Genomic DNA, 23,014 nt, shown 5'->3' with positions numbered 1-23,014 from the left:
TTTAAAAATCTCTGGTTACTGCAAAAAACACTCTTCTCTCTCCTAAACCATTTAATGAATAATTTACCCGCCCCACCACGTTATAAAACGTTACAACATCAAGGCCAATGCCTGCTCCGGTTATCAGTTTATTGGCTAATCGGCTATTATTGAGCGCTGAATAACGGTTTCTAACGTACCCAACGTCGATAAATGAATTTAAGTATGCCGCGAGTGGAAAAGTATTAAATTGCTTTATCTTAAGGTATCGTTTCAGGTCAAAGGTACGGTTAAACAGGTTGTACTTCAAGTTAGTTTTCAGAAGACCATATTGCTGGCCGTCAATTACGTACAGCTCGTAGCCCTGCACAAGGTCATTTCGGTAGCCCAGCCCCAGTGTTTGTAAAAACGGTTGTTTCTGAGGGAAAGACATCCGCCCTCTCAGGCTGTAATTGGCATAAAATTTCTTACCTAGAGGTAAATACTGCGTGTAAGCAGCCGCAAGACTAAACAGATTAACGTTATCGGTAGGCAACAAACCATATTTGGCTGCCGAAAAACTTATCAGGTACCCGTCGAGCGCATATTGGCGGTTGTCGCGTTTATCATAAATATAAGCATAACTAGCCAGAAAGTAATTCTGTTTTTGCCTGGCATGAAGAAAATAATCAGGGTTAAGCTCTGCTATGGTATCTCCAATCTGAACCTGCGTATAACTCAACTCTAATTGCTGGTTCTGATAAAAGCCTTTTCTCTGGCTGAAAACAGAATACAGATACAGCCGCTCACGCTGCCGGGCTTCGCTCTGAAAAAACTGCAGCTTATCTTGCCAGGTGCGGTAGGCCATTGTTTTGTTCATGACATACAAGGCTCCCAGCGAAATACGTTTGGTAAGTTCTTTGTCCAGATAAGGCGTTGAGTACGCCACTTCAAAATTAGGCACAAATCCAAATTCGGCCCTTAGTTTCAGTTGGTCATTATTGCCCGTCAGGTTCGAGTGCCTGCTGTAAACGCCAAAAATGGTTCGGCTTAAATCGCGGCGACGTTCATACCACCATTCGTTAAAGTTGCGGTCGGCCAGATAAAAAACCGGATACGCCACAAAATAGAGCCTCTCTTTTACTTCAATCTCAACATCAATTACTGTGCTGCTTACTTCGGCAACGGCAATATTAACTGTAATAAACAGATTCGTGTTAACAATCTTCCGGCGGTCGGTTTCAAGCACATCTGTCAGCGTTGCTTTGTTAAGACTGTCTCCTTCTCTTACAGCCACCTCGCGCATAATAATTTTGGCTTTGGTGCGTGTATTGCCCTTAATTAATATCTGCCTTACATAAACGGAGTCTTGCGCAAAGCCGAGACAGCCGAAATGTGTCAGCAAACCAAACAGAAAAAAAAGGCTGAATTTACTCATTCAATGCAGGCAGATAGGAAATTTTGTTTCAGAACAGAAAGGCGGAATTAAATTCTAAAATCCAAAATTAAGGTATTTTCTACGAATAATCTTAAAATTTCAGAAATCAATACAGGAAAACTAAATTATTACCATATTTACGCATTCAACCTAAAAAACCATATTGTATGGAGCGCCTTTTCATTACCGATAAAATAAGCAAACTATTACCCAGAATTAAAGAATTTGTTGTCAATGAATTATATCCGCTGGAAACCACTGAAAATCTGACGCATAATTTCTCATACATAGAGCCTGTTCTTCAACAAAAGCGGGAACTTGTAAAAAAGGCGGGGCTATGGGGCTTGCATTTGCCTAAAGCTGACGGGGGACTTGAGTTAAGCCTTTGCGAATTTGGACAGATTAGCGAAATACTGGCCATGACGCCCTTTGGCCATTTTGTGTTTAACACTCAGGCACCCGATATTGGCAATACAGAGCTGATGCACAAATATGCCCCGGCACATCTGAAAGACCAATACCTGAAACCCCTGATGGACGGGGCTATCAGAAGTTGTTTTTCTATGACAGAGCCCGAATTTGCAGGCTCTAACCCTACCCGCATGGGAACCACTGCCGTAAAAGACGGAAACGATTATGTAATTAACGGGCACAAATGGTTTACGTCTTCGGCTGATGGCGCCGCTTTTGCTATTGTAATGGCGGTAACGAGTCCGGATGCTGCGCCGCACAAAAGAGCCAGCCAGATACTGGTACCTACCGATGCCCCGGGCTTTACCCTTGTAAGAAACATACCGATTATGGGCCATGCCGGCGACAGCTGGGCAAGCCATGCCGAAGTTACGTATGAAAACGTGCGTGTGCCACAGGCCAACCTTATTGGAGCAGAGGGTAGCGGTTTCTTACTGGCACAGGAAAGACTAGGACCCGGAAGAATACACCACTGTATGCGTTTTATTGGCATAGCCGAAAGAAGTTTTGAGCTGATGTGCCAATACGCCGTTTCAAGAGAAATGGAAGAAGGGGTTGTTTTGGGCGAAAAACAGTTTATTCAGGGCTTTATTGCCGAAAGCCGTGCTGAGATTGATGCCGCCCGACTGCTGGTTTTAAGAACCGCCAAAAATATAGACGAGCAGGGTGCCGCAGCCGTACGCGATGAGATATCTATGATAAAATTCTTTACGGCCAACATGATGCTGAGGGTAATTGACAGAGCAATACAGACGCACGGAGCGTTGGGCATGACCAACGACATACTGCTGGCACACTGGTACTCGCACGAAAGGGCTGCCCGTATTTATGACGGTGCGGATGAGGTGCACAAAGCCGCACTTGCCCGCGGTATTCTGAAAGGCTATGGGCTTGATGTAAGAAAAAAATAACTTGAAGCTAGGCCTCATGCAGCACAATTCTGAAAGTAGTGCCTTTATCCGTTTGCGTTTCTTTCACAAAAAGTTTACCATCATGGTAGTTTTCAATAATACGCTTGGCAAGTGTTAAGCCAAGCCCCCAGCCTCTTTTTTTGGTACTGAACCCCGGCTTAAATATTTTACGCAGATTGGCCGGGGTAATACCCTTACCTGTATCGCGGACATCAATGGCTATCCTGCTTTTTGTTAAGGGCATAAGGCTTACAAATAATTCTCCTTTGCCGCTCATGGCATCAACTGCATTTTTGCAGAGGTTTTCTATTACCCATTCAAATAAATGCCTGTTTACTTCCACTCTGGTTTCGGCAGGTATGCGGCTTTCAAAATGAACTTTTACCTTGGTAGAAATTCTTCTTTCAAGATATTTCAACGACTGCTCAACCATTTCGGGCAATGTTTCCTGACTCATTTGCGGCACAGACCCGATGTTTGAAAAACGAGTGGTGATAGTCTCCAAACGTTTTACGTCTTTCTCCATTTCATCGCCAATAGACGTATCAAAATCAGGATTCGACCGCAATACCTCAACCCATGCCATCAAGGCCGAAATCGGCGTACCCAGCTGATGCGCTGTTTCTTTAGCCAACCCAACCCAGACACGGTTTTGTTCTGCCTTACGAGACGAACTGTAAGCAATATAAGCCATTGAACCAAAGACCAGAAACGTAGCCAGCAATATGTATGGAAAGTATCGTAATTGTTTTACCACTACCGAGTTGCTGTAATATACATAGCCAATGTCTCTGCCTACCACAAACTGTATAGGCGGATGCTCCTGCCCCATAGCAGCTACCATTTTATACTTAAAATCCATTTTATCCTCTGCTGTCCATTTCTTTTTCTTGTCTTCCAGCTCGGGTATATTCTGCGAATACTCAGACGGCACACCGTTCAGAACTATTATCATAGGCACAGTTTCATTGGCTTCGAGCATTTCCTGTACGTAGGTATACTGGCAATCTTTTCCGTTCTCCTGAATGGTAAAGCCTATACCAGCTGCGTAGAGAGACGCATACTTCTTTTCACGGTCTTCAACCTGCTGCCCCAGCTGGTTAAAATAATACAATACGGCTGCACCTATTATCAGTAAAAGAAAAATCAGTACGAATCTCCAACCCGTTACCTGCTCATATATATTTACAAATACCTCTCTGCGTGCCATTTACTAAATAAGTTTGACTGGTTTTTATGATAAAACTGCGTATTTTTCAGATAATCTGCTAATTAACGCATAAAACTTTAACGATAACAGCACCATTTTTAGTTTGGCCCAACTCACATTACAGACAGATATACTTTGCACGGGGCAGAAGTATTTTGTTTTTTCACTATTTTTGCAATTATTATTGATTCGAAACCTGTTTAAACTTATTTCTTTAGTCTGCAAATGGCTATTTTTAGACTCATATTTCAGTAATTTGTTTCGTCCGTAGCGATGCTACGAACTCAAAAATTACTTTATCTGAGCAAAAATATCTCATTTTCGGCACTGAATTAAAAGTTCAAACAGGTTCACTAAACCGCAATTTATGTCTGCCTACCATGTTCCTGTTATGTTAAAAGAATGCCTCGACGGCCTGAATATCAAGCCTGATGGTGTTTATGTAGATGTAACATTTGGTGGAGGCGGCCATTCAAGGGCAATTCTGGAAAAACTCACCACCGGTAAATTGTATGCTTTTGACCAGGACGCCGATGCCAAAGCAGAATCGAAATTGATAGATTCTAAAAACTTCACCTTTATTGATGCTAATTTCAGGAATATCAGGCAATACCTGCGTTTGTTTGGTGCAAAAAAAGTAGATGGTATTCTGGCGGACCTCGGTATTTCTTCGCATCAGATTGATACCCCCGAACGTGGCTTCTCAACCCGGTTTGATGCCGAGCTGGATATGCGAATGAACCAAAAAGCTGATATCACGGCCAAAAACATTGTAAACGAGTATTCGGTTGATCAATTACATAAAATACTGGGCATGTACGGAGAAATCCAAAACGCCCGCACCGCCGCTCAGGCCATTTATACAGCCCGCCTGAATAAAAGCATTGAAACCATAAATGATTTAAAGGGCATACTCAATAAATTTACTCCGCGCGGTAAAGAAAACAAGTATTTTGCACAGGTTTTTCAGGCATTGCGAATTGAGGTGAATCAGGAAATGGCAGTGCTGGAAGAGTTTCTTCAACAAACGCCCGAAGTATTGGAACCCGGTGGGCGATTGGTGGTGATGTCTTACCATTCGCTGGAAGACCGGCTGGTGAAGAACTTCATCAGAAGCGGTAAGTTTAGTGGTGAAGTTGAGAAAGATTTCTTCGGTAACGACATAAAACCTCTGGAAGCCGTAACAAGAAAAGCCATTGAAGCAGGAGCGGAAGAAATAGAGAGAAATCCACGAGCAAGAAGCGCTAAGTTGCGCATTGCTGAATGCCTTAAATAGAAGCATGAGATGATAAAAGTAAGCGTAGTGGTTTTAACTTATAAACATGAGCCGTTTATTCGTAAAACCTTAGATTCTATTCTTAGCCAGAAGGTGAACTTTAGTTTTGAAGTAATAGTGGGTGACGATGCGTCGCCAGATAACACGGCCGCTATTATAAAAGAATATCATCAGAAATACCCCAACATAATTGTACCGCTGCTGCATGAAAAAAACCTGGGTGGCTTTGGTAAAAATAATACTTTGGTGGCCCTTGAAGTAGCAAAAGGACAATACATTGCACCAATGGATGGCGATGACTACTGGACAGACAACAACAAGCTGCAAGAGATGGTTTATTTTCTGGACACCAACCCTGATTATGTGGCCTGTTTTCATAATGCCGAAATCATTTTTGATGATGATTCTCATCCGAATCAGTTCGTGAATCCTCCAGACCAGAAAGAGATAGTTACCATTGAAGATTTTATTGGTGAAGACGAAGTCTGGTTTATAGCCACTTCGGCCATTTTGTTTCGTCATGGAGTAATTACCAATTATCCGAAATGGTTTCATGAATCAAAAAGCGGCGACATCCCGCGGTATATCCTGTTGGGTAAAAACGGAGGCAAGTTCAGGTACATAAACAAGGTGATGTCAGTCTACCGAAAAAACCGCCACAGCGGCATGAGCTTCACTGACGGCTATGCCGATGCCGAATTTCTGGAAAACCGTATTGGAATGTACCGCGGTATAGATGAAGAGCTAAACCGCCGGTTTCATACCACGCTCAACAAGAATATTGCCCGTTATTACCGTATGCTTTTAGACAGCAGTCAGTATGCAAACACCTACTTCAAAAAGGTTTTTGCGGCTATTCAATACCTGCGTTTAGCAAAACCGTCTTATGCAACTAAAAAGGAAATAATCCGCGATTATATACTACCTGTATGGCTTGTAAGTACCTATAGTTTTTTTGCTTTATTGCCACATCGACTCAAAAAAAACTTTTAAAACGGCATGGAATCTACCAGACCCAAAGTAAGTGTTTGTGTTCCTACTTATAACCATGAATCGTTTATAAGGCAGACATTAGATGGTATTCTGATGCAAAAAACTGATTTTAGCTATGAAATTGTAATAGGTGATGATGCCTCAACCGATAATAATCAGACCATTATCAGAGAATACATAGCGCAGCACCCACAGCTATTCAATGCTTTTCTTCATCAGGAAAACCAGGGGCCAACAGAACCTAAAGAGTTTGCAGGGCGCAATAATGTATTAGGTATTATAAAAGCCTGCAAAGGCGATTATGTGGCCTTGTGCGAGGGAGATGACTACTGGACTGACCCCCTGAAGCTGCAAAAGCAGTTTGATTTTATGGAGGCCAATAAAAGCTATATGATTTGCCACCATAATATGCAGGTGATATATGAAGACCATTCGCCGGGGCATTTTTTCAATACTTCAGACCAGAAGATGCACTCAACCATTCAGGATATTCTGGAAGACCGATGGTTTATTGCTACTGCCAGCACCTTTTACAGAAACCATTTCCGCGACCATGATTTTGCAGCATGGCACAGCCGTGCCGCCGCGGGCGACTGGGCATTGGTGATACAACTGGCCGCGCAGGGCGACATTCATTATATACCAAAGCCGATGGGGGTGTACCGTAAACACAGAGGCGGGCTAAGCAATGTACAGTCGGCCACAAATGTAGGGTTTCTGAAAAACAGAAAACAAATGTTTGCCGATGTGAACGAATGGCTGGATTACAGATACGATGCCACCATTGCCGAAACAAACAGGAGATACGACGAACAAATTCAAGCACACGAGCGTAATTTTTCCTAATTTTGTGAGTTACTGGTTCCTGAGCGGGGGTAAAGTCCAAAAACAGAAGATGCTTTTTTATGAAAATAACTATTGTTACACCACTTTTTAATGACTGGGACTGCCTGTATCAACTCGCTGAACAAATACGTTTGGTATTGGCTAACACCGAATACAGCAACTACCAGATACTAGTAGTAGACGACTGCTCAAGTCTGGAAGTAAACATAGACAAACTGAAAGGACACCCCCTTGAAATTCTGCACCTGAACAAAAACCTTGGCCACCAGAAAGCAATAGCCATTGGGCTGTCTTACCTGAATGTAAATTATGACAGCGACTTTGTGGTGGTAATGGATGTAGACGGTGAAGACCAACCCGAGCATTTACTTTTGTTACTTGCAGAAGCCATAAAAAGCAACGGAAAAGAAATTGTTTTTGCCCGCCGCACCAAACGTAACGAGAGTTTCTTCTTCAAGATTTTCTACAAAATATATAAATACATTTTTATTCTTTTAACCGGTAAGGTAATCAACTTTGGTAATTTTTCAGTTATTCCGCTTAAACTGCTCAACAAGGTTACACACGTATCAGACATCTGGAACCACTACCCCGGTGGCATTATCCGGTCAAGGCTAACGTACAAATCGGTTGGGCTTGAAAGAGGAGAGAGATACACGGGCAAGTCAAAGATGAACTATACCTCATTGGTTATACATGGCCTGAGCGCCATTGCTGTTTATATTGACACCGTTTCGGTTCGGCTAATGATAGCCATTTCATTACTTATTATGGTGGCCATTGCAAGCATTATTATTGTTTTTGCCTATAGTGTTTACATCCCGATGTGGGGCGTATTGCTGTTTTTAGGTATATTGATGCAGGCCTTTCTAAGTTCACTGATTCTGGTTTTTACGGTACTGTCATATCGTGTAAATTTCAATTTTCTTCCTGCAGTGCATTTTCAGGATTACGTGGGGTCTGTCGAGAAAGTTTAGTTTGAGAGCTACCCAACCTTTTAGCGTGTTCTTTTATGAAAAAAAAGTTAGGTATTTATATTCTGGTGTTGGTTCCTATTGTAGCATTTTATGCTTTTGCGTTCAAAAATGCGTTTAACATAGGTTGGAACGACGACTGGCACGGCATAGAGGGTTTTCTGGCCAGCTGGATGCAGCAAAGCACCTTTGGCGAAAAGATGACACTGCTTTTTTCGCAGATGTGCGAGCACCGCATAATCTATGTAAGGCTCAGCACATTATTATGCTACCAGTTGTTTGGCGAAGTTAACTATAAGATTTTAATGCTGATGGGCGTGGCCCATTTGCTCATTCTTCCCTTTGTTTTTTATCGGTTGCTTCGCGAAATAAATCTTGGAGTAGCCTATTTAATACCTATTCTGTTCATTATTTTCAACACCCAACCTATTGAAAACATCTTCTGGGCAATTACCTCACTGCAGCCCAATGTAGTTATTATTTTTGGTTTATGGGGTTTTAGTCTGCTTTTGTTCAATAAACAGAAATGGGCTTTTTATTTAAGCATTGTACTGTTTTTTATAGCCATGTTTACCAATGGCAATGGTATGTTTGCGTTTCTGGCGGCCATACCCATTTTACTATACACCCGCTCGCGAGGCGAGAAAATACAGTATTTTGTATTTCTGGCATTCAGTTTCTGGCTTTATTTTCATGATTTTGAGAAACCGGGCATACGGCCGGATGTAAAGGTGAACATCACACAGTTTCCGCATATTATCATCGGCGATTTCTTTGCCTTTTTCGGCTCTCCTATTGATAGCACCGTTCAGTTCTATAACGTAACACTTAAACATGTGGTGGCTATTTCGGCGGGGGTGGTTTTAGTTGGCTGGCTGGCTGTGCAGCTATTTACTTTTTTGTATTATCACTTTCTGCCAAAAGCAAAGAAAGACAACAGCAATTGGTTTTACAGACTTTATACCCGACTGCTGGCACACCCAAAATTCAATCTTTATTTGCTGGCTGCCTTTATTTTTGTTGGTTTAAGCGGAGCGGCCTTTTCGGTATCAAGAGCCAGCCAGGGTTTAGAACAAGCCTTTGCCAGCCGTTATAAAACTGTTTCCATTATTTTGTTTGCCATTGTTTACCTGAGCTTTTTCAATGTAGTGGCTGTTGCACAGTGGAAAAAGTACCTCCGGATTTCGATACTTGCAGCCATTTTATTCAGTCTTTTTTCTTATTACGAAAGCCTGGACGAGGTTGAAAAACACAGGCGTTTCTTTGGAACTACCATTCTGAACTGGAAAAACAACGGCCGTTATTACTACTATGCCTTTGAGAACTCCCGGAACCCTGACGACCACGCGCCAATTAATCAATATCAACGCCTGCCCATTCCACCTTTCAACTATGCAGGTTTTGTGCCGGGCATAATGAAATATGTAAACGACATACTCTGGATCAGCAGGGTGCATTTTAAGAACTATACTCCGCCGGCAGAAATTGACAGCCTAAACAAAGCCCTTTATATAAACCAGATACCTAACACCAGAGCAGAAACCGTGAAAATTACCGACGATTCGAACTCTATTCAGATAGAAATGGAAAACACGGCCGTTCCTGCCTGTACCAGATATGATGGTTATTATGCCATTTTTACGAACGATAAAACCCGTCTGGCATTTACTCTGGAGGCGCCGGCCAATAAATTTACAACCTTTTTAAGTTCGGGTAATTTCTATAATAGCCATATTGAAGCCGTAGTGGCCAAACCAGACCTGCCGGTTGGATCCTACAGTATGAAGATAGGCAAGCTGGAAAACAGCAGGTTTAAAGTTATAAAAGAACAAGCAATCAAGATTCAATAAAATAAAGATATTAAAAGCTGATATGAAATTAAACATCATAGGTGGTGGCATGACCGGTCTGGCGGCTGCATACGTTGCAGCCAAACAGGGCATTAAGGTAACCGTAATTGAAGGCAGCGATAAATTTGGCGGGCTACTCAATACTTTTGAGATTGGCGGCAACCAATTGGAGTATTACTACCACCATTTCTTTACGCAGGATGCCGAATTACGCTGGTTGTTGCAAGATCTGGGTATTGCTGATAAAGCTTTCTATAAAAAAACCACTATGGGGGTTTTCAGAAATGGAAAAATATATGATTTTAATTCACCAGTTGATTTACTGAAGTTTAAACCCGTAGGTTTTTTAGGCAAAATCCGTTTTGGATTAACCAGTATTTTTTTGGGTAAACTGGCCAAGTGGCGCGAGAATGAAGGCACCCCTACCCTGGAATGGTTTTATAAATGGGCAGGGCGAGATATAACAGATGCCCTCTGGAAACCCATGCTCAATATCAAATTCGGGCCTTATGCAGGGCAGGTACCGTTGTCGTGGATGATTGGCCGGATGGCTCAAAGACTGGGTTCAAGGAAATCGGGAGACGAGCGCCTGGGCTATATTCAGGGAAGTTGGAAAACCCTGATAGAAACGCTTCTGAAAAGATTGGATGAAATGGGCGTGGAACTCATCAAAAATGAACCCGTTGAAGAATTTAAGATTGAAAATAACGAAATAAAAAGTATAAAAACCAAAAATCTGAACATTGAAGGAGATAAATTCCTGCTGACTATACCTTCTATTTATTTCGATAAAATTAAAAACTCACCGCTTGGTGCCAACGGCATTGAGTATTTCGGTGCTGTGTGTACAATTCTGGAAATGAAGAAATCGTTCAGCCATATTTACTGGATGAACGTGGCCGACCAGGGTTTTCCGTTTGGTGGGGTAATTGAGCACACCAATTTTATACCGAAAGAACAATACAATGGCTCACATATTCTGTATTTATCCCGCTACTTTGCCATGAGTGAAGACCTGGCGAAAATGAGTAATGAAGAAATCAAAGACCTGATGATTCCGCCTTTGAAACGCATTAATCCGGAGTTCTCAGAAGACTGGATAAAAAATGTGTACATCTTCAAAACCAATACAGCTGCAACTGTATGCGATTTGAATTTCTCTGAAAAAGTACCGGCTTGCGAGACCCCAACCAAAAATCTTTACATAGCCAATATGGCTCATATTTACCCTGACGAAAGAAGTACCAACAACTCTATCAGAGTTGCGGCCGAAGCCTGTAAAGTAATGGGCATAAATGCCGATTTTGTACCTTACGGAGCGTCTCTTTCAGGCCAGATAGGTTTTTAAGAATTAGACAAATAAGATAAGTATTCAGGAGACTGCCATAAACCGGCGGTCTCTTTTTTTATTGTTTGTTTTTACAATCCAATTTGGGCGCACTTCAATTTTATGGTATGCCCATAAAGTTTGTCTTTCCTATACCACTCTTTTCAGTTTTTGTTCGTCTATAACCACAATACACAATGTTCCTTTTCTAAAACAACCACCAATATGAATAAACCCATAGTTCAATTGTTATTTTTAACAGTTTTATCACTATTTCAATCATGTAAAACTGACGAACTCACAAAAACCGCGAGCATTTCAGCACTCGATTGTTCAAAAGCAACATTCTCGGCAAACGCAACCAGTGGGGTATCTTTTACGGCTACTGCCAATGTTCCTTATTCAGGCGGAAATGCAGCTGAGTATTCATCAGGAACCTCCGTTGCCTCAACTGGTGTAACCGGATTAACCGCCACGTTATCGGCAGGTACTTTAGCTACCGGAAGTGGAACTGCCAGCTTTATGATCACCGGAACACCCGCCACTGCGGGAACGGCTAGCTTTCCGATTGAATTAGGCGGGCAAAGTTGTACGCTTTCATTATCTGTAGCGGTTTCTCAGGCCAGTATTGCCAGTCTGACCAGTTCAACTGCACTGGCTGCTGGAACAAGCGAAACTGCCTATTCTGGCACAACCACATTGGCCTATACTGGCGGTAACGGTGGTTATTATGATGCTTCAACGGTTTCTTCAACCGGAGTCGAAGGACTAACTGCCACATTAACAGCCGGAACATTGGCTAATGGCTCAGGCAACCTGACCTATACCATTTCAGGTACGCCAACTTCAGCCGGAACCGCCATTTTTAATATTAGCTTTGGCGGGCAAACCACTACCCTTACTTTAGTCATAGCAGCCGGCACAGCAGGTATAGCGAACCCAGCCAAAGATACAGTGGTGATAGCTTATTCAGGGACCAGTGCAGCGGTAAACAACGCATTCATCAACGATGGCGTTAGTGTAGCCGTAAATGGTGCCGATGTAACCGTTACCTCTAAAAACACGACCAAAGAAATTGTATATCTGTTATCGGGTACGGCTACAAAAGGTAGTTTCAAGATTTACAGCGATTATCAGTTCAATATTACCATGAAAGGTCTGAACCTGACCAACAGCAGTGGCCCTGCTATAAATATACAGTCTGGCAAAAAGGCAACAATTAATATACTGAGCGGAACCACTAACGCTCTGGCAGACGGCACTACTTATACCAGCAGCAGTGAAGACCAGAAAGGAACATTCTTCAGCGAAGGGCAACTGGGTTTTATGGGTACTGGTACACTCAATATAACCGGAAACTACAAGCACGGCATAGTTTCAGACGATTATATCTATGTTAAAGAATCTAATATCATTGTAAAATCGGCAGTAAAAGATGGGATACATGCCAATGATTACTTTATGATTGATAACGGAACCCTTAACGTAAACGCTACAAGTGATGGTATTGTGGCAGAAGAAGGGTACGTGTCTATTAATGGTGGCTCGGTAACTGTTAATAGTGTAGACGATGGCATCAGCGCGCAGTATGACGGAACAGACGCAGGCATAACACCCTATGTTTCAATTAAAGGCGGAACTGTAAAAGTAACTACCACCGGTGACAAAGGCAACGCCATCAAAAGCGCCAGTTACACCTCAATCGGTACAGCAGATGCTGTTACCCTTACCGTAAGCGGAAAAGGCGCCAAAGGTATTAAAACTGATGGCGACTTCACGCTTTCGGCAGGTACAGTAAAAATAACCGTATCAGGCGCAGCTTATTATGTAACTGACGATGCTGACATTGCTGCTTCTGCCGGTATCAATTGTGATAAAAACCTGGCTATTAAAGGTGGTAATCTTACTATTACCAACACCGGTACCGGTGGCAAAGGCATAACTGTGGACGGTACTGCCACTATTAGCGGAGGTGCCACTGCTATTTCGGCCACAGGAAGCAAATACACTTATAGCAGTTCGCAAACCAGTGAAGCCAAAGGCTTTAAGAGCGATGGCAGTTTCATAATCACAAATGGCGAATTGAATATTGCTGCCACCGATGATGGCATTAAATCAGAAACCAGTGTTACGGTGAGCAACGGTACTATTAATATCACCAAATCGACAGAGGGAATTGAAGCGCCAACCATTACTTTTGATGGAGGCATAACCAATGTATCTGCGTCAAACGATGGTATTAATGTTACGAAAGGAACGGTTTCTGGCGGAACAGAATCTAATGATGGAAGCAATCTGTTCATTAACAATGGTGTATTGATAGTGTCAGGAAGCGATGCCATAGATAGCAATGGCAACATTACCATTAAAGGCGGTATAACCATTGTAAACGGCCCTACCAACCAACCCGAAGAAGCCATAGATGTAAACGGCACATTTCTTGTAAACGGAGGCACACTGATTGCGGCAGGTTCAAGTTCAAATATGTCGAAGGCGATGGGGGCAGCCTCAACCCAGGTAGGTATGTTTATCAAATCGAGCACCCAACTGGCCACTTCTTCATTGCTGCATATTGAAAACGCATCCGGCACAGAACTGGTTACTTTCAAACCTAAAAATGCCACTTATTATTTCCACTTTTCTTCACCTGGTTTATTAAAAAATACGCAGTATAAAATTTACTTCGGCGGAAGCTATACGGGAGGCAGTTTTACAGGCAATTCGTCAGGATGGGGTTTATATACCGGAGGTACCTACTCTACTTCGGGTGCCACTTTGAAAAGTACTACCAACACATCGGCATCCAGCACGGTAAATACGATTACTTTCTAATCAGGTTAAATCTTTTTGCCGGGGTTGTCAGGTAATTGGCAGCCCCAATTTTTTTATTACCAGAGTAGCAACAGGCAATTTTCTGAAATGCTTGTTTCTGGCATTTTTAGCGCATTCAAACGCGGCCAAATTAATGGCGAAAACATTTTTGAAAAATAATACAATAATTTTTCAAACACGAAACTTTTTATGAACACCGGTCGTTTTTACATCATACGCGCTGAAAAAGCTAAAGTCCTGCCCCACACGCAGGACTTTTTTATGTCTATATTTTTCTTCTTTGCCCTTTTGTATTTTAAATAATCTATCTTTGCGATTTAAAGATTGCACTAAGCCCCTGTTATAATGATTTCTATTGTCATTCCGATTTTTAACGAAGAAGAAAACCTGCAAAATCTTTATAATCGACTAACCTCTGCCGCTCCGTCGTGGAGTGAGGATTACGAAATTGTATTGGTAGATGACGGCTCAAGAGATCAATCTTTAACCATGATGCGGGTGATGGCCGCAAAAGACCCGCGCGTTAAGGTGGTAAAACTTTCGCGCAATTTCGGGCATCAACCTGCCATTTCTGCCGGTATAAAAGTTGCTAAGGGTGATGCCATTGTGATAATGGATGGCGATTTGCAGGACCCCCCGGAAGAACTCAACCGTTTTTTAAATAAATGGCGTGAAGGCTATGAGGTTGTATATGCTGTAAGAACAAAGCGAAAAGAAGGATTCTTTAAGAAAGTAGCTTACTCGGCATTTTACAGAATTCTGGCCTGGATATCAGACATTGAGATTCCGTTAGACTCAGGAGATTTTTGTGTAATGGACAGAAAAGTAGTAAATGTGCTGGTAGAAGAAATGCCGGAACAGATCCGATTTGTGAGAGGTATGCGCGCCTACGCGGGCTTTAAACAAGTGGGTGTTACTTATGAAAGAGCAGAAAGGGCAGCAGGAGAAGTAAAATATACTTTCAAGAAGCTTATCCAACTGGCCCTTGACGGCCTGTTCGGGTTTTCGAGTTTCCCGCTTCGGTTGGCTACTTACATGGGCTTTCTAATCTCTATCCCTTCGTTTTTTCTGGGCACATTCTTTATATTACACCGTTTAATAGGCTTTAAGGTGTTCGGGCATGCCCCTGAAGAAACACCGGGTACGGCTTCGCTGGCGGTAGGTATGTACTTTCTGAGTGGTGTGATTCTGATTATACTGGGTATTCTTGGAGAATACATAGGTAGAATTTACATTGAAGTAAAAAAGCGCCCTTTCTTTGTAATTGATGAGGTAATCGAAAATAAATAACGTTTATAACCAGAAATAATATTGTGCCATGCTCTGCCAGGAGGTGGCATTTTTTGTTTGGGGCGGCGGCCACTGCCATAAAACAGTTGGTGCGCATAGAAGAACCCGGCGCGGATTACCAATTAGTGATACAGATACAACAATATAATTTAATGCTGTTTTGGCCAATCCTTTTGATTATTTTCTAACTTTGTGCCTCTGATTTAAATAATAAATAATGCTTACTCATACACTTAAACTCCGAAAACCTCTTGCCGTAATTGACCTCGAAACAACAGGAGTGAATATTACCAAAGACAGAATTGTGGAATTGTGTATTGCCAAAGCCAAGCTTGACGGAACCGTTGAGGTAAAGACAAAACTGATTAATCCGGGTATTCCGATTCCGATTGAAACAAGCCTGATTCATGGAATTTATGATGAAGACGTAAAAGATGCCCCCACTTTTAAGCAAATCGGGAGATCGCTGGCTCAGTTTATTGAAGGATGCGACCTGGCCGGTTTTAACAGCAACCGTTTTGATGTACCCATGCTGGTTGAGGAGTTTCTACGTATTGATGTAGATTTTGACATTAAAAACCGCAAGTTGATTGATGCGCAGAGGATTTTTCATTTAATGGAACCCCGAACGTTATCGGCAGCCTATAGATTCTATTGCAACAAAACCCTTGAAGGCGCCCATAGTGCAGAGGTTGACACACTGGCTACGCTTGAGGTACTGTGCTCGCAGGTTGAAAAATATGATGGTGTAAAACTGAAAAACGACAAAGGTGAAGAATACGAGCCTGTTAAAAACGACATGGACGCCCTGCACCAGTTGACATCAGCCAATATTGTAGACTTTGCACAACGGATGACCCTGAACAGCAAAGGCGAAGTACTGTTTAATTTTGGCAAACACAATGGCAAACCGGTAAAACTGGTATTGAAAAATGAGCCTCAGTATTACGATTGGATGATAAACGGAGATTTCCCGCTTGACACCAAAAGAAAATTAACCGAAATAAAGCTGAAAATGATGATAGAAAAATAGTTTTTGCGGTTATAAACACCGTTTTTCTTCTATATTCAACAGCAATTTATATGACATCAGCCAGCCGTTAAAATTCAGGTTGATAATTGTTTATTGATAATTGTTCATTATTTTTGCGAAAAAATTTTCGGAAAAACAATCACAAATCTGCAGATGCAAAATAAAATACCAGACATTATCCAGACCGTCCCATTGCTCAATTATGTCTTATTGGCAAGTATTTTATTCATCATTGGCGTAGTGGGTGTATTGATACGCCGCAATGCAATCATCATATTTATGTCTATTGAGCTGATGCTCAATGCGGTTAATCTTTTATTGATTACGTTTTCGTCATACAGAGCAGACCCCTCAGGGCAGGTTTTTGTATTCTTTATTATGGCAGTAGCCGCGGCTGAAGTAGCCGTTGGGCTGGCAATTATTGTGATGATCTATAGAAATATCCGCTCTATTGATGTTGGTTTGTTGGATAAACTGAAGTGGTAATTGCCCTTCAGAATTTAGATATAATAGTTTTTAAACCTTATTCATGCCTTTGAGGCTGAGGCTATTAATATATGTCAATCATTACTCTAATACCTTTATTTCCACTCATTGGTTTTTTAATCAACGGTCTTGGTTTTCGTAAAATCTCAAAAAGCATAGCCGGACCCATAGGTGTTGGGGCTTCATTACTATCATTTATTGGTACTATAATAGCCTACAACCAATTTGCAGAAACCAATCAGCCTATCATTGTCAATGTCTTCGACTGGATTACCGTCGGCACGTTACAGATTAACTTCGCTTTTCAGATAGACCAGCTTTCCATTCTGATGCTCTTTGTTATTACCGGTGTGGGTACGCTCATACACCTGTATTCAATGGGCTATATGCATGACGATGAAGGATATGGCAAATTTATGTCATTCCTTAACCTGTTCCTTTTCTCAATGCTTTTATTGGTGATGGGTTCCAACTACATCGTAATGTTTATTGGTTGGGAAGGCGTCGGGTTGTGTTCTTACCTGCTTATTGGTTTCTGGAACAAAAATACCGAATACGGCAATGCCGCAAGAAAAGCCTTTATCATGAACCGCATCGGTGACCTGGGCTTTCTGATTGGTATTTTCCTTATTATCATTAACTTCGGTACAGTTGAGTATGCAGAGGTTTTTGACAAAGCCAAGGGCTTAAGTGTTGGCAATGGCGCTATTATTGCCATTACCGGCTTTTTGTTTATAGGTGCCATGGGTAAATCGGCGCAGATTCCGTTGTATACCTGGTTACCTGATGCCATGGCAGGCCCTACTCCGGTTTCGGCCCTGATTCACGCCGCTACCATGGTTACGTCAGGTATTTACATGATTGTACGCTCAAATATTTTATACACGCTATCACCTGCCACACTTGAATTTGTTGCCTGGATTGGCGTGGCAACTGCTGTGCTTGCAGCTACCATCGGTATCTTCCAGAACGACATCAAAAAGGTATTGGCGTATTCAACCGTTAGCCAGTTAGGCTATATGTTTATGGCATTAGGGGTATCAGCCTATACGTCTGGTTTCTTCCATGTGGTTACGCACGCGTTTTTCAAAGCATTGTTATTCCTTGGCGCAGGTAGTGTGATTCATGCCATGGGTGGTGAGCAGGACATCCGCCGGATGGGTGGTTTGTGGAGCAAAATTAAAATTACTGCTATCACCTTCCTGATTGGTACCATTGCCATCTCAGGTATTCCGCCTTTTGCAGGTTTCTTCTCAAAAGATGAAATCCTTGCCCATGTTTACGAGCATAGCAAAATTATGTGGGTGCTGGCTGTGGCTGGCTCAATGATGACAGCCTTTTATATGTTCCGTCTGTTCTTCCTTACTTTTACGGGGTCGTTCAGAGGCACGCATGAGCAAGAGCATCATTTGCACGAATCGCCTGCGAGCATGACCATTCCATTGATGGTTCTGGCTGCTTTATCAGTAGTAGGTGGTTTTATAGGTATGCCTGAAATATTCCATTTCCCTCATGCGCTTGCCGACTTCCTGAACCCGATTTATGAAGGGTCAAAAGCGGTTAATCCTGAATTTGGAGGCCATCCGGTAGACCATTCAACAGAGTGGATTTTAATGGGTATTTCTGTAGCTGCAGCAGTTATTTCAATATTTGTGGCCTATACCCGATTTGGCAACAGCAAAAATGTACCGGTTGAAGACAGCGAAATTACAGGCATTCAGAAAGTTATCTATAACAAGTATTATATTGACGAAATTTACCAGGCTGTATTCGTGAATCCGGTAAAAGGATTGTCTAATCTGTTTTCAGGTGTTTTCGAGCCGAAAGGATTCGACGGTATCGTAAACGGCGTAGGTGGTTTTGTGAACTCGTTCAGCAATGCGGCCCGTAAATTACAGGCCGGTGGTACAGGCTTCTATTTGTTTGCCATGGTTATCGGCATCGCGGTTATTATCGGTATCAATCTGGGCTTTCAGGTTCTGGAAACAATTAAAGCAATTGTTGGAATAAAATAACCCATTATTTCAACCAAACATTACGACTTAAAAATTAAAACTCATTACGGATGTTAGCACTAATCCTTATACTAATTCCCCTTATCGGCAGTCTTATTCTGTTTTTGTTAAGAGGTAGTAATGCTGGAGTATCAAAAAATGTGGCCTTGATAACAGCCCTTGCAGAGTTTGCCTTAGCTGCTTACACTTTTCTTTCGTTTGACTCTCAGACCATTATAGAAGTAAAATATGCCTGGATTAAAGACCTGAGAATCAATTTCCATTTGGGTATTGATGGCATCAGCCTTTTAATGATTGCCCTTACCGGCTTCTTAGTGCCTTTAATTATTGTTTCTACGTTCAAAAACAGCTATAACAAACCATTCTCTTTTTACTCGCTTATTCTATTGACTGAAGCGGCTTTGATGGGAGTTTTTATGGCTAAAGATATATTTGTTTTCTATTTCTTTTACGAAATAGCCCTTATACCGGTTTATTTTCTGGCTGCTTTGTGGGGTGGTATCAATGCACCCAAAATCACTTTCAAAATGTTTGTATATACCATGTTTGGCAGCTTGTTTATGCTGGTAGCCATTGTGTATCTGTACATTAACGCCTCAACAGCCAATATTCAGGAACTTTACAACGCAGCCAAGTTTATATCGCCGGCTAATCAGAATCTGCTTTTCTGGGCTTTCTTTATAGCTTTTGCCATTAAAATGCCGGTGTTACCTTTTCATTCCTGGCAACCGGATGCTTACAGTGAGTCTCCTACTCCGGCTACCATGCTGTTGTCTGGGCTACTTTCAAAAATGGGGGTTTATGGTCTTATTCGTATTCTGCTGCCACTTTCGCCGGTAGGCGTATCCAACTTCGGTACAATTGCCATGGTACTGTCTGTAATTGGTCTTATATACGGCTCAATTATTGCCATACAGCAAAATAATATTAAACGTCTTATTGCTTATTCGTCATTTGCACACATGGGCTTAATGGCTGCCGGTGTTTTATCTGGCACTTTGAGCGGAATACAAGGTGCCCTGCTGCAAATGGTAGCGCATGGCATTAATGCAGTTGGTTTGTTTTTTATTGTGAAAATCATTTACGACCGCACACAAACCAGAGACCTGCAGGCATTAGGTGGCATAACACAGCAGACCCCCGCATTGAGTATCTATTTTATGATTATTATGCTGGGTAGTGTGGCGCTGCCCCTTACCAACGGATTTGTAGGTGAGTTTTTATTGCTGAAAGGCGTGTTTGATAAAAATGCCTGGTTAGGCGGCGTTGCGGGCTTGACCATTATTTTTGGAGCAGTTTACATGCTGCGCCTGATGCAACGTTCTATGTTTGGCCCAAGCAACGAGGTAACGGCTAAATTCAGCGATGTGAAAGGCTCAGAAATTGCTGTGCTGTTGCCAATAGCAGCCGTTGTACTACTGATGGGTGTTTTCCCAAATGTATTTCTGAAAATTACTGAGCCTGCGGTAAATAGTTTATTACAACTGATTCATCCTTAATTCATAGTTCATACATGGCTGTTTTTATACTGCTCCTGAACTGATAATGATAAATAGACCTTATGTATCCTATACTCGTACTTTCTATTTCCGGAATTATTACCCTTTTCTTAGGTTTTCTTAAATCGAAGAAGGTGCTACTTCCTGCTTCTCTTTTATTTATAACAATTGCCTTTATTGCCAATTTTTATGAGTGGAATAAGCCGGGTCTGTATTTCAACAATATGCTTCAGGTAAATAACCTGTCGATACTCTTTACGGCAATACTCCTGGTTTCTGCTTTTCTGATTATGGCGTTGTCGAAGGGATTTATTGATGAAGACCATGCACAACCTGCAGAGTATTTTGCTATCCTTCAGTTTTCGCTTGTGGGTGCCATCATGATGACAGGTTTCCAGAATCTTATCATGCTTTTTATCGGAGTTGAGATTCTTTCGGTATCTATGTATGTATTGACAGGAAGCGACAAGCGGAATCTGAGAGGAAACGAGGCGGCCCTTAAGTATTTTTTGATGGGGTCGTTTGCTACGGGTATCATGCTATTTGGTATTGCCATGCTTTATGGCGCCAACTATTCGTTTAATATTGATGTAACCAGAGCAGTAGCACAACAGGCACAAATGAATGGTGGCCCGGTATATCTTTACATAGGTGTTACATTCTTACTGATAGGTTTATTGTTTAAGGTATCGGCGGCACCGTTTCACTTCTGGACTCCTGATGTGTATGAAGGCGCCCCTACTATTTTTACAACCTTTATGTCTACGATTGTAAAGACGGCGGGCTTTGCAACTATATATCGTATTTTAGATGCTTCGTTCTCTCCACTGTATGGCTTCTGGTGGGTAATGGTTGTTATCATGACCGTACTTAGCCTTGTTATCGGAAACATTACTGCGGTTTCGCAAAGCAGCTTCAAACGTATGCTTGCTTTCTCGAGTATTTCGCATGCCGGATACATGCTTTTAGCGGTAATCGGCTTAAGCAATAAATCAGACGATTCAATAGTATTCTATTCATTGGCTTATTCGTTAGCCACTATTAGCGCCTTTGGCGTATTAATGGCTGTATCAAAAGAAAAACTGGTTAACGGCCGCCCTGATGAGAGTATATCTGTATTGAATGGCCTGGGTAAAAGAAGCCCTTTCCTGGCCTTTATACTTACCATTTCTATGCTTTCACTGGCGGGTATTCCGCTTACGGCTGGTTTCTGGGGCAAGTTCTATGTTTTTGCAGATGCTGCCTTCAGAGGCAAAATCTGGTTGCTTGTAGTGGCTATTCTGATGTCGGCAGTTGGTATCTATTACTATTTCAAACCCATTATTGCCGCTTACATGAAGGAGGGAGAAGGTGAAAGTATTAACCTGACGGCCTTTCATAAGATTATTCTGGGCGCTGCGGCATTTGGTACATTATTACTGGGCCTCTTCCCTGATTTACTAAGAAGCCTTATGTGATTGAAATATTGCTATAAATATTAATGTCTTGCTTAAAATATTGAAAAAACTAAAGAATAAAGAATTACGGGTTTTCGTGTCTTTTTTCTTAACAGCTATCTTAGGCGCCGGTACAAATTTTATTACACAGATCCCTTATAAATATCTTTTCCTTCATTTGGGCTTTGCCGATAAACCGGCCTTTAATTTCAGTGTTTCGGCTGGTTATCTGACAGCCACTGTGGTAAGTTTTATTCCGGCAAAAGTTTTTGCATTTTCTGCCAGGGAGTCAGGCAATACGCGGCGCGAATCGGTAAAATTTTTAACCATTGCTCTATTAGCCTGGGGTATACAGGTGGGCGTTTCATCTCTGGCATTTGATCATCTGGCCAACCGGTATTTTGCTGAACAGTCGTTACTTGTTCGTGAAAAGAGCTCTCATGTAATTGGTATGGGAGTCAGTTTTCTTGCCAATTACTTTGGCCATAAGTTTCTTACTTTCAGAAGTACAGGTATTTATAACAGGATAAAAACCCGTAACGAACGCCAGAATTGAACTTTATCAAGATAATATTGCTTTTTTAAGCCTCATTTAAGGTGATTTTAAAAAAAATTTAAGAATCGCTTGCTTTATATCTTAAAATAAACTTAAATTTGCAATGCGTTTCAAACCTTAAACATCATAAAGAAATGAAAAAAGTATTTGCAATTTTATTCGTAGCCGGTATGGCATCTCTAGCAGCTTGTACTTCTAAATCAGAAACTACTGCTGATTCAACATCTGTTGATACAACTGCAACTGCCGTTACTCCTGATACTACAGCTGCTGCTGATACTACAGCTGCTGCTGATACAACTAAGAAATAATTCTTAATCAGATAGTTTCAAAAGAAGGTCTTATTCGATTTAAACGAATAAGACTTTTTTATTTAGCACCAATAATAAAAAAGGTATCGGGTTGAAGCCTGATACCTTTTTTATGGCACGCCAAAGAAGGAACATTTTAAAAATTATCGCTCCAACGGTAGGCCTCTATTAACTTCCTCTCTCCTGTTTTCCTCGGTTTTTCAAAAAGTGCTTGGATTTTTGCAGGAAATATTTTTAATTAACTGACTAGCAAGCATTTATGATTAGTTGTATTTTTTATTTGGGTGACCCAGCGTATCTTT

The 23,014-nt window shown here is 41.7% G+C and carries 18 protein-coding genes; 16 read left to right on the top strand and 2 right to left on the bottom strand.

What is annotated here, in order from left to right; all coding sequences use genetic code 11:
- Window position 1 precedes the first annotated feature (1 nt).
- Window positions 2-1,396, bottom strand: coding sequence for a BamA/TamA family outer membrane protein (locus NZ848_RS20130; protein WP_259017019.1), 1,395 nt, complete (start codon window positions 1,394-1,396; stop codon window positions 2-4).
- 167 nt (window positions 1,397-1,563) lie between these two features.
- Between NZ848_RS20130 and NZ848_RS20125 the strand changes: the two genes are divergently transcribed.
- Window positions 1,564-2,778, top strand: a complete 1,215-nt coding sequence (locus NZ848_RS20125) for an acyl-CoA dehydrogenase family protein (protein WP_259017018.1) — start codon at window positions 1,564-1,566, stop codon at window positions 2,776-2,778.
- 7 nt (window positions 2,779-2,785) lie between these two features.
- Here NZ848_RS20125 and NZ848_RS20120 read toward each other — a convergent pair whose 3' ends face one another.
- Window positions 2,786-3,988: a sensor histidine kinase gene (locus NZ848_RS20120; RefSeq protein ID WP_101728231.1), complete on the bottom strand. Its 1,203-nt coding sequence runs from the start codon at window positions 3,986-3,988 to the stop codon at window positions 2,786-2,788.
- Between the two features lie 367 nt (window positions 3,989-4,355).
- Here NZ848_RS20120 and rsmH point away from each other — a divergent pair, with 367 nt between their 5' ends.
- The 15 genes from rsmH to NZ848_RS20045 all read left to right on the top strand — a co-directional run bounded on the left by rsmH (window position 4,356) and on the right by NZ848_RS20045 (window position 22,712).
- Window positions 4,356-5,264, top strand: coding sequence for a 16S rRNA (cytosine(1402)-N(4))-methyltransferase RsmH (gene rsmH / locus NZ848_RS20115; protein ID WP_253532223.1), 909 nt, complete (start codon window positions 4,356-4,358; stop codon window positions 5,262-5,264).
- Between the two features lie 9 nt (window positions 5,265-5,273).
- Entirely contained in the window at window positions 5,274-6,257 is a 984-nt protein-coding gene (locus tag NZ848_RS20110; protein WP_259017017.1) for a glycosyltransferase family 2 protein, read from the top strand.
- 6 nt (window positions 6,258-6,263) lie between these two features.
- Window positions 6,264-7,103 carry a glycosyltransferase family 2 protein gene (locus tag NZ848_RS20105; protein WP_259017016.1) on the top strand — a complete coding sequence of 280 codons (840 nt, stop codon included), beginning with the start codon at window positions 6,264-6,266 and terminating at the stop codon, window positions 7,101-7,103.
- A gap of 59 nt (window positions 7,104-7,162) precedes the next feature.
- Complete coding sequence (locus tag NZ848_RS20100) at window positions 7,163-8,080, top strand: glycosyltransferase (RefSeq protein WP_259017015.1); 918 nt, start codon at window positions 7,163-7,165, stop codon at window positions 8,078-8,080.
- Window positions 8,081-8,115: 35 nt separating this feature from the next.
- Window positions 8,116-9,927 (top strand): hypothetical protein, encoded by a 1,812-nt coding sequence (locus NZ848_RS20095; protein WP_259017014.1) that lies wholly within the window; start codon window positions 8,116-8,118, stop codon window positions 9,925-9,927.
- A 22-nt stretch (window positions 9,928-9,949) separates the two neighbouring features.
- Complete coding sequence (locus NZ848_RS20090) at window positions 9,950-11,275, top strand: NAD(P)/FAD-dependent oxidoreductase (RefSeq protein WP_253532214.1); 1,326 nt, start codon at window positions 9,950-9,952, stop codon at window positions 11,273-11,275.
- 204 nt (window positions 11,276-11,479) lie between these two features.
- Window positions 11,480-14,086, top strand: coding sequence for a carbohydrate-binding domain-containing protein (locus NZ848_RS20085; RefSeq protein WP_259017013.1), 2,607 nt, complete (start codon window positions 11,480-11,482; stop codon window positions 14,084-14,086).
- Window positions 14,087-14,431: 345 nt separating this feature from the next.
- Window positions 14,432-15,376: a glycosyltransferase family 2 protein gene (locus NZ848_RS20080; protein WP_259017012.1), complete on the top strand. Its 945-nt coding sequence runs from the start codon at window positions 14,432-14,434 to the stop codon at window positions 15,374-15,376.
- A 217-nt stretch (window positions 15,377-15,593) separates the two neighbouring features.
- Window positions 15,594-16,409, top strand: coding sequence for a 3'-5' exonuclease (locus NZ848_RS20075; RefSeq protein ID WP_259017011.1), 816 nt, complete (start codon window positions 15,594-15,596; stop codon window positions 16,407-16,409).
- Window positions 16,410-16,562: 153 nt separating this feature from the next.
- On the top strand, window positions 16,563-16,895 hold the full coding sequence (gene nuoK / locus NZ848_RS20070) for an NADH-quinone oxidoreductase subunit NuoK (RefSeq protein WP_101728284.1): 333 nt from the start codon (window positions 16,563-16,565) through the stop codon (window positions 16,893-16,895).
- Between the two features lie 71 nt (window positions 16,896-16,966).
- Window positions 16,967-18,910, top strand: coding sequence for an NADH-quinone oxidoreductase subunit L (gene nuoL, locus NZ848_RS20065; protein ID WP_253532204.1), 1,944 nt, complete (start codon window positions 16,967-16,969; stop codon window positions 18,908-18,910).
- 50 nt (window positions 18,911-18,960) lie between these two features.
- The gene (locus tag NZ848_RS20060; RefSeq protein WP_259017010.1) at window positions 18,961-20,409 is read left to right on the top strand and encodes a complex I subunit 4 family protein; all 1,449 of its coding nucleotides are present in this window, start codon (window positions 18,961-18,963) and stop codon (window positions 20,407-20,409) included.
- 62 nt (window positions 20,410-20,471) lie between these two features.
- Entirely contained in the window at window positions 20,472-21,866 is a 1,395-nt protein-coding gene (locus NZ848_RS20055; RefSeq protein WP_259017009.1) for an NADH-quinone oxidoreductase subunit N, read from the top strand.
- A 40-nt stretch (window positions 21,867-21,906) separates the two neighbouring features.
- On the top strand, window positions 21,907-22,401 hold the full coding sequence (locus tag NZ848_RS20050; protein ID WP_253532190.1) for a GtrA family protein: 495 nt from the start codon (window positions 21,907-21,909) through the stop codon (window positions 22,399-22,401).
- Window positions 22,402-22,535: 134 nt separating this feature from the next.
- A complete protein-coding gene (locus tag NZ848_RS20045) occupies window positions 22,536-22,712 on the top strand; it encodes a hypothetical protein (protein WP_253532188.1) in 177 nt (58 codons plus the stop codon).
- The last annotated feature ends 302 nt before the right edge of the window (window positions 22,713-23,014 follow it).

The organism is Emticicia fluvialis (genome assembly GCF_024793945.1).
GTDB classification, from domain to species: Bacteria; Bacteroidota; Bacteroidia; order Cytophagales; family Spirosomataceae; genus Emticicia; species Emticicia fluvialis.
Note: the sequence above shows the minus strand (reverse complement) of the source record. Positions and strands in the feature narration are given on the sequence as shown.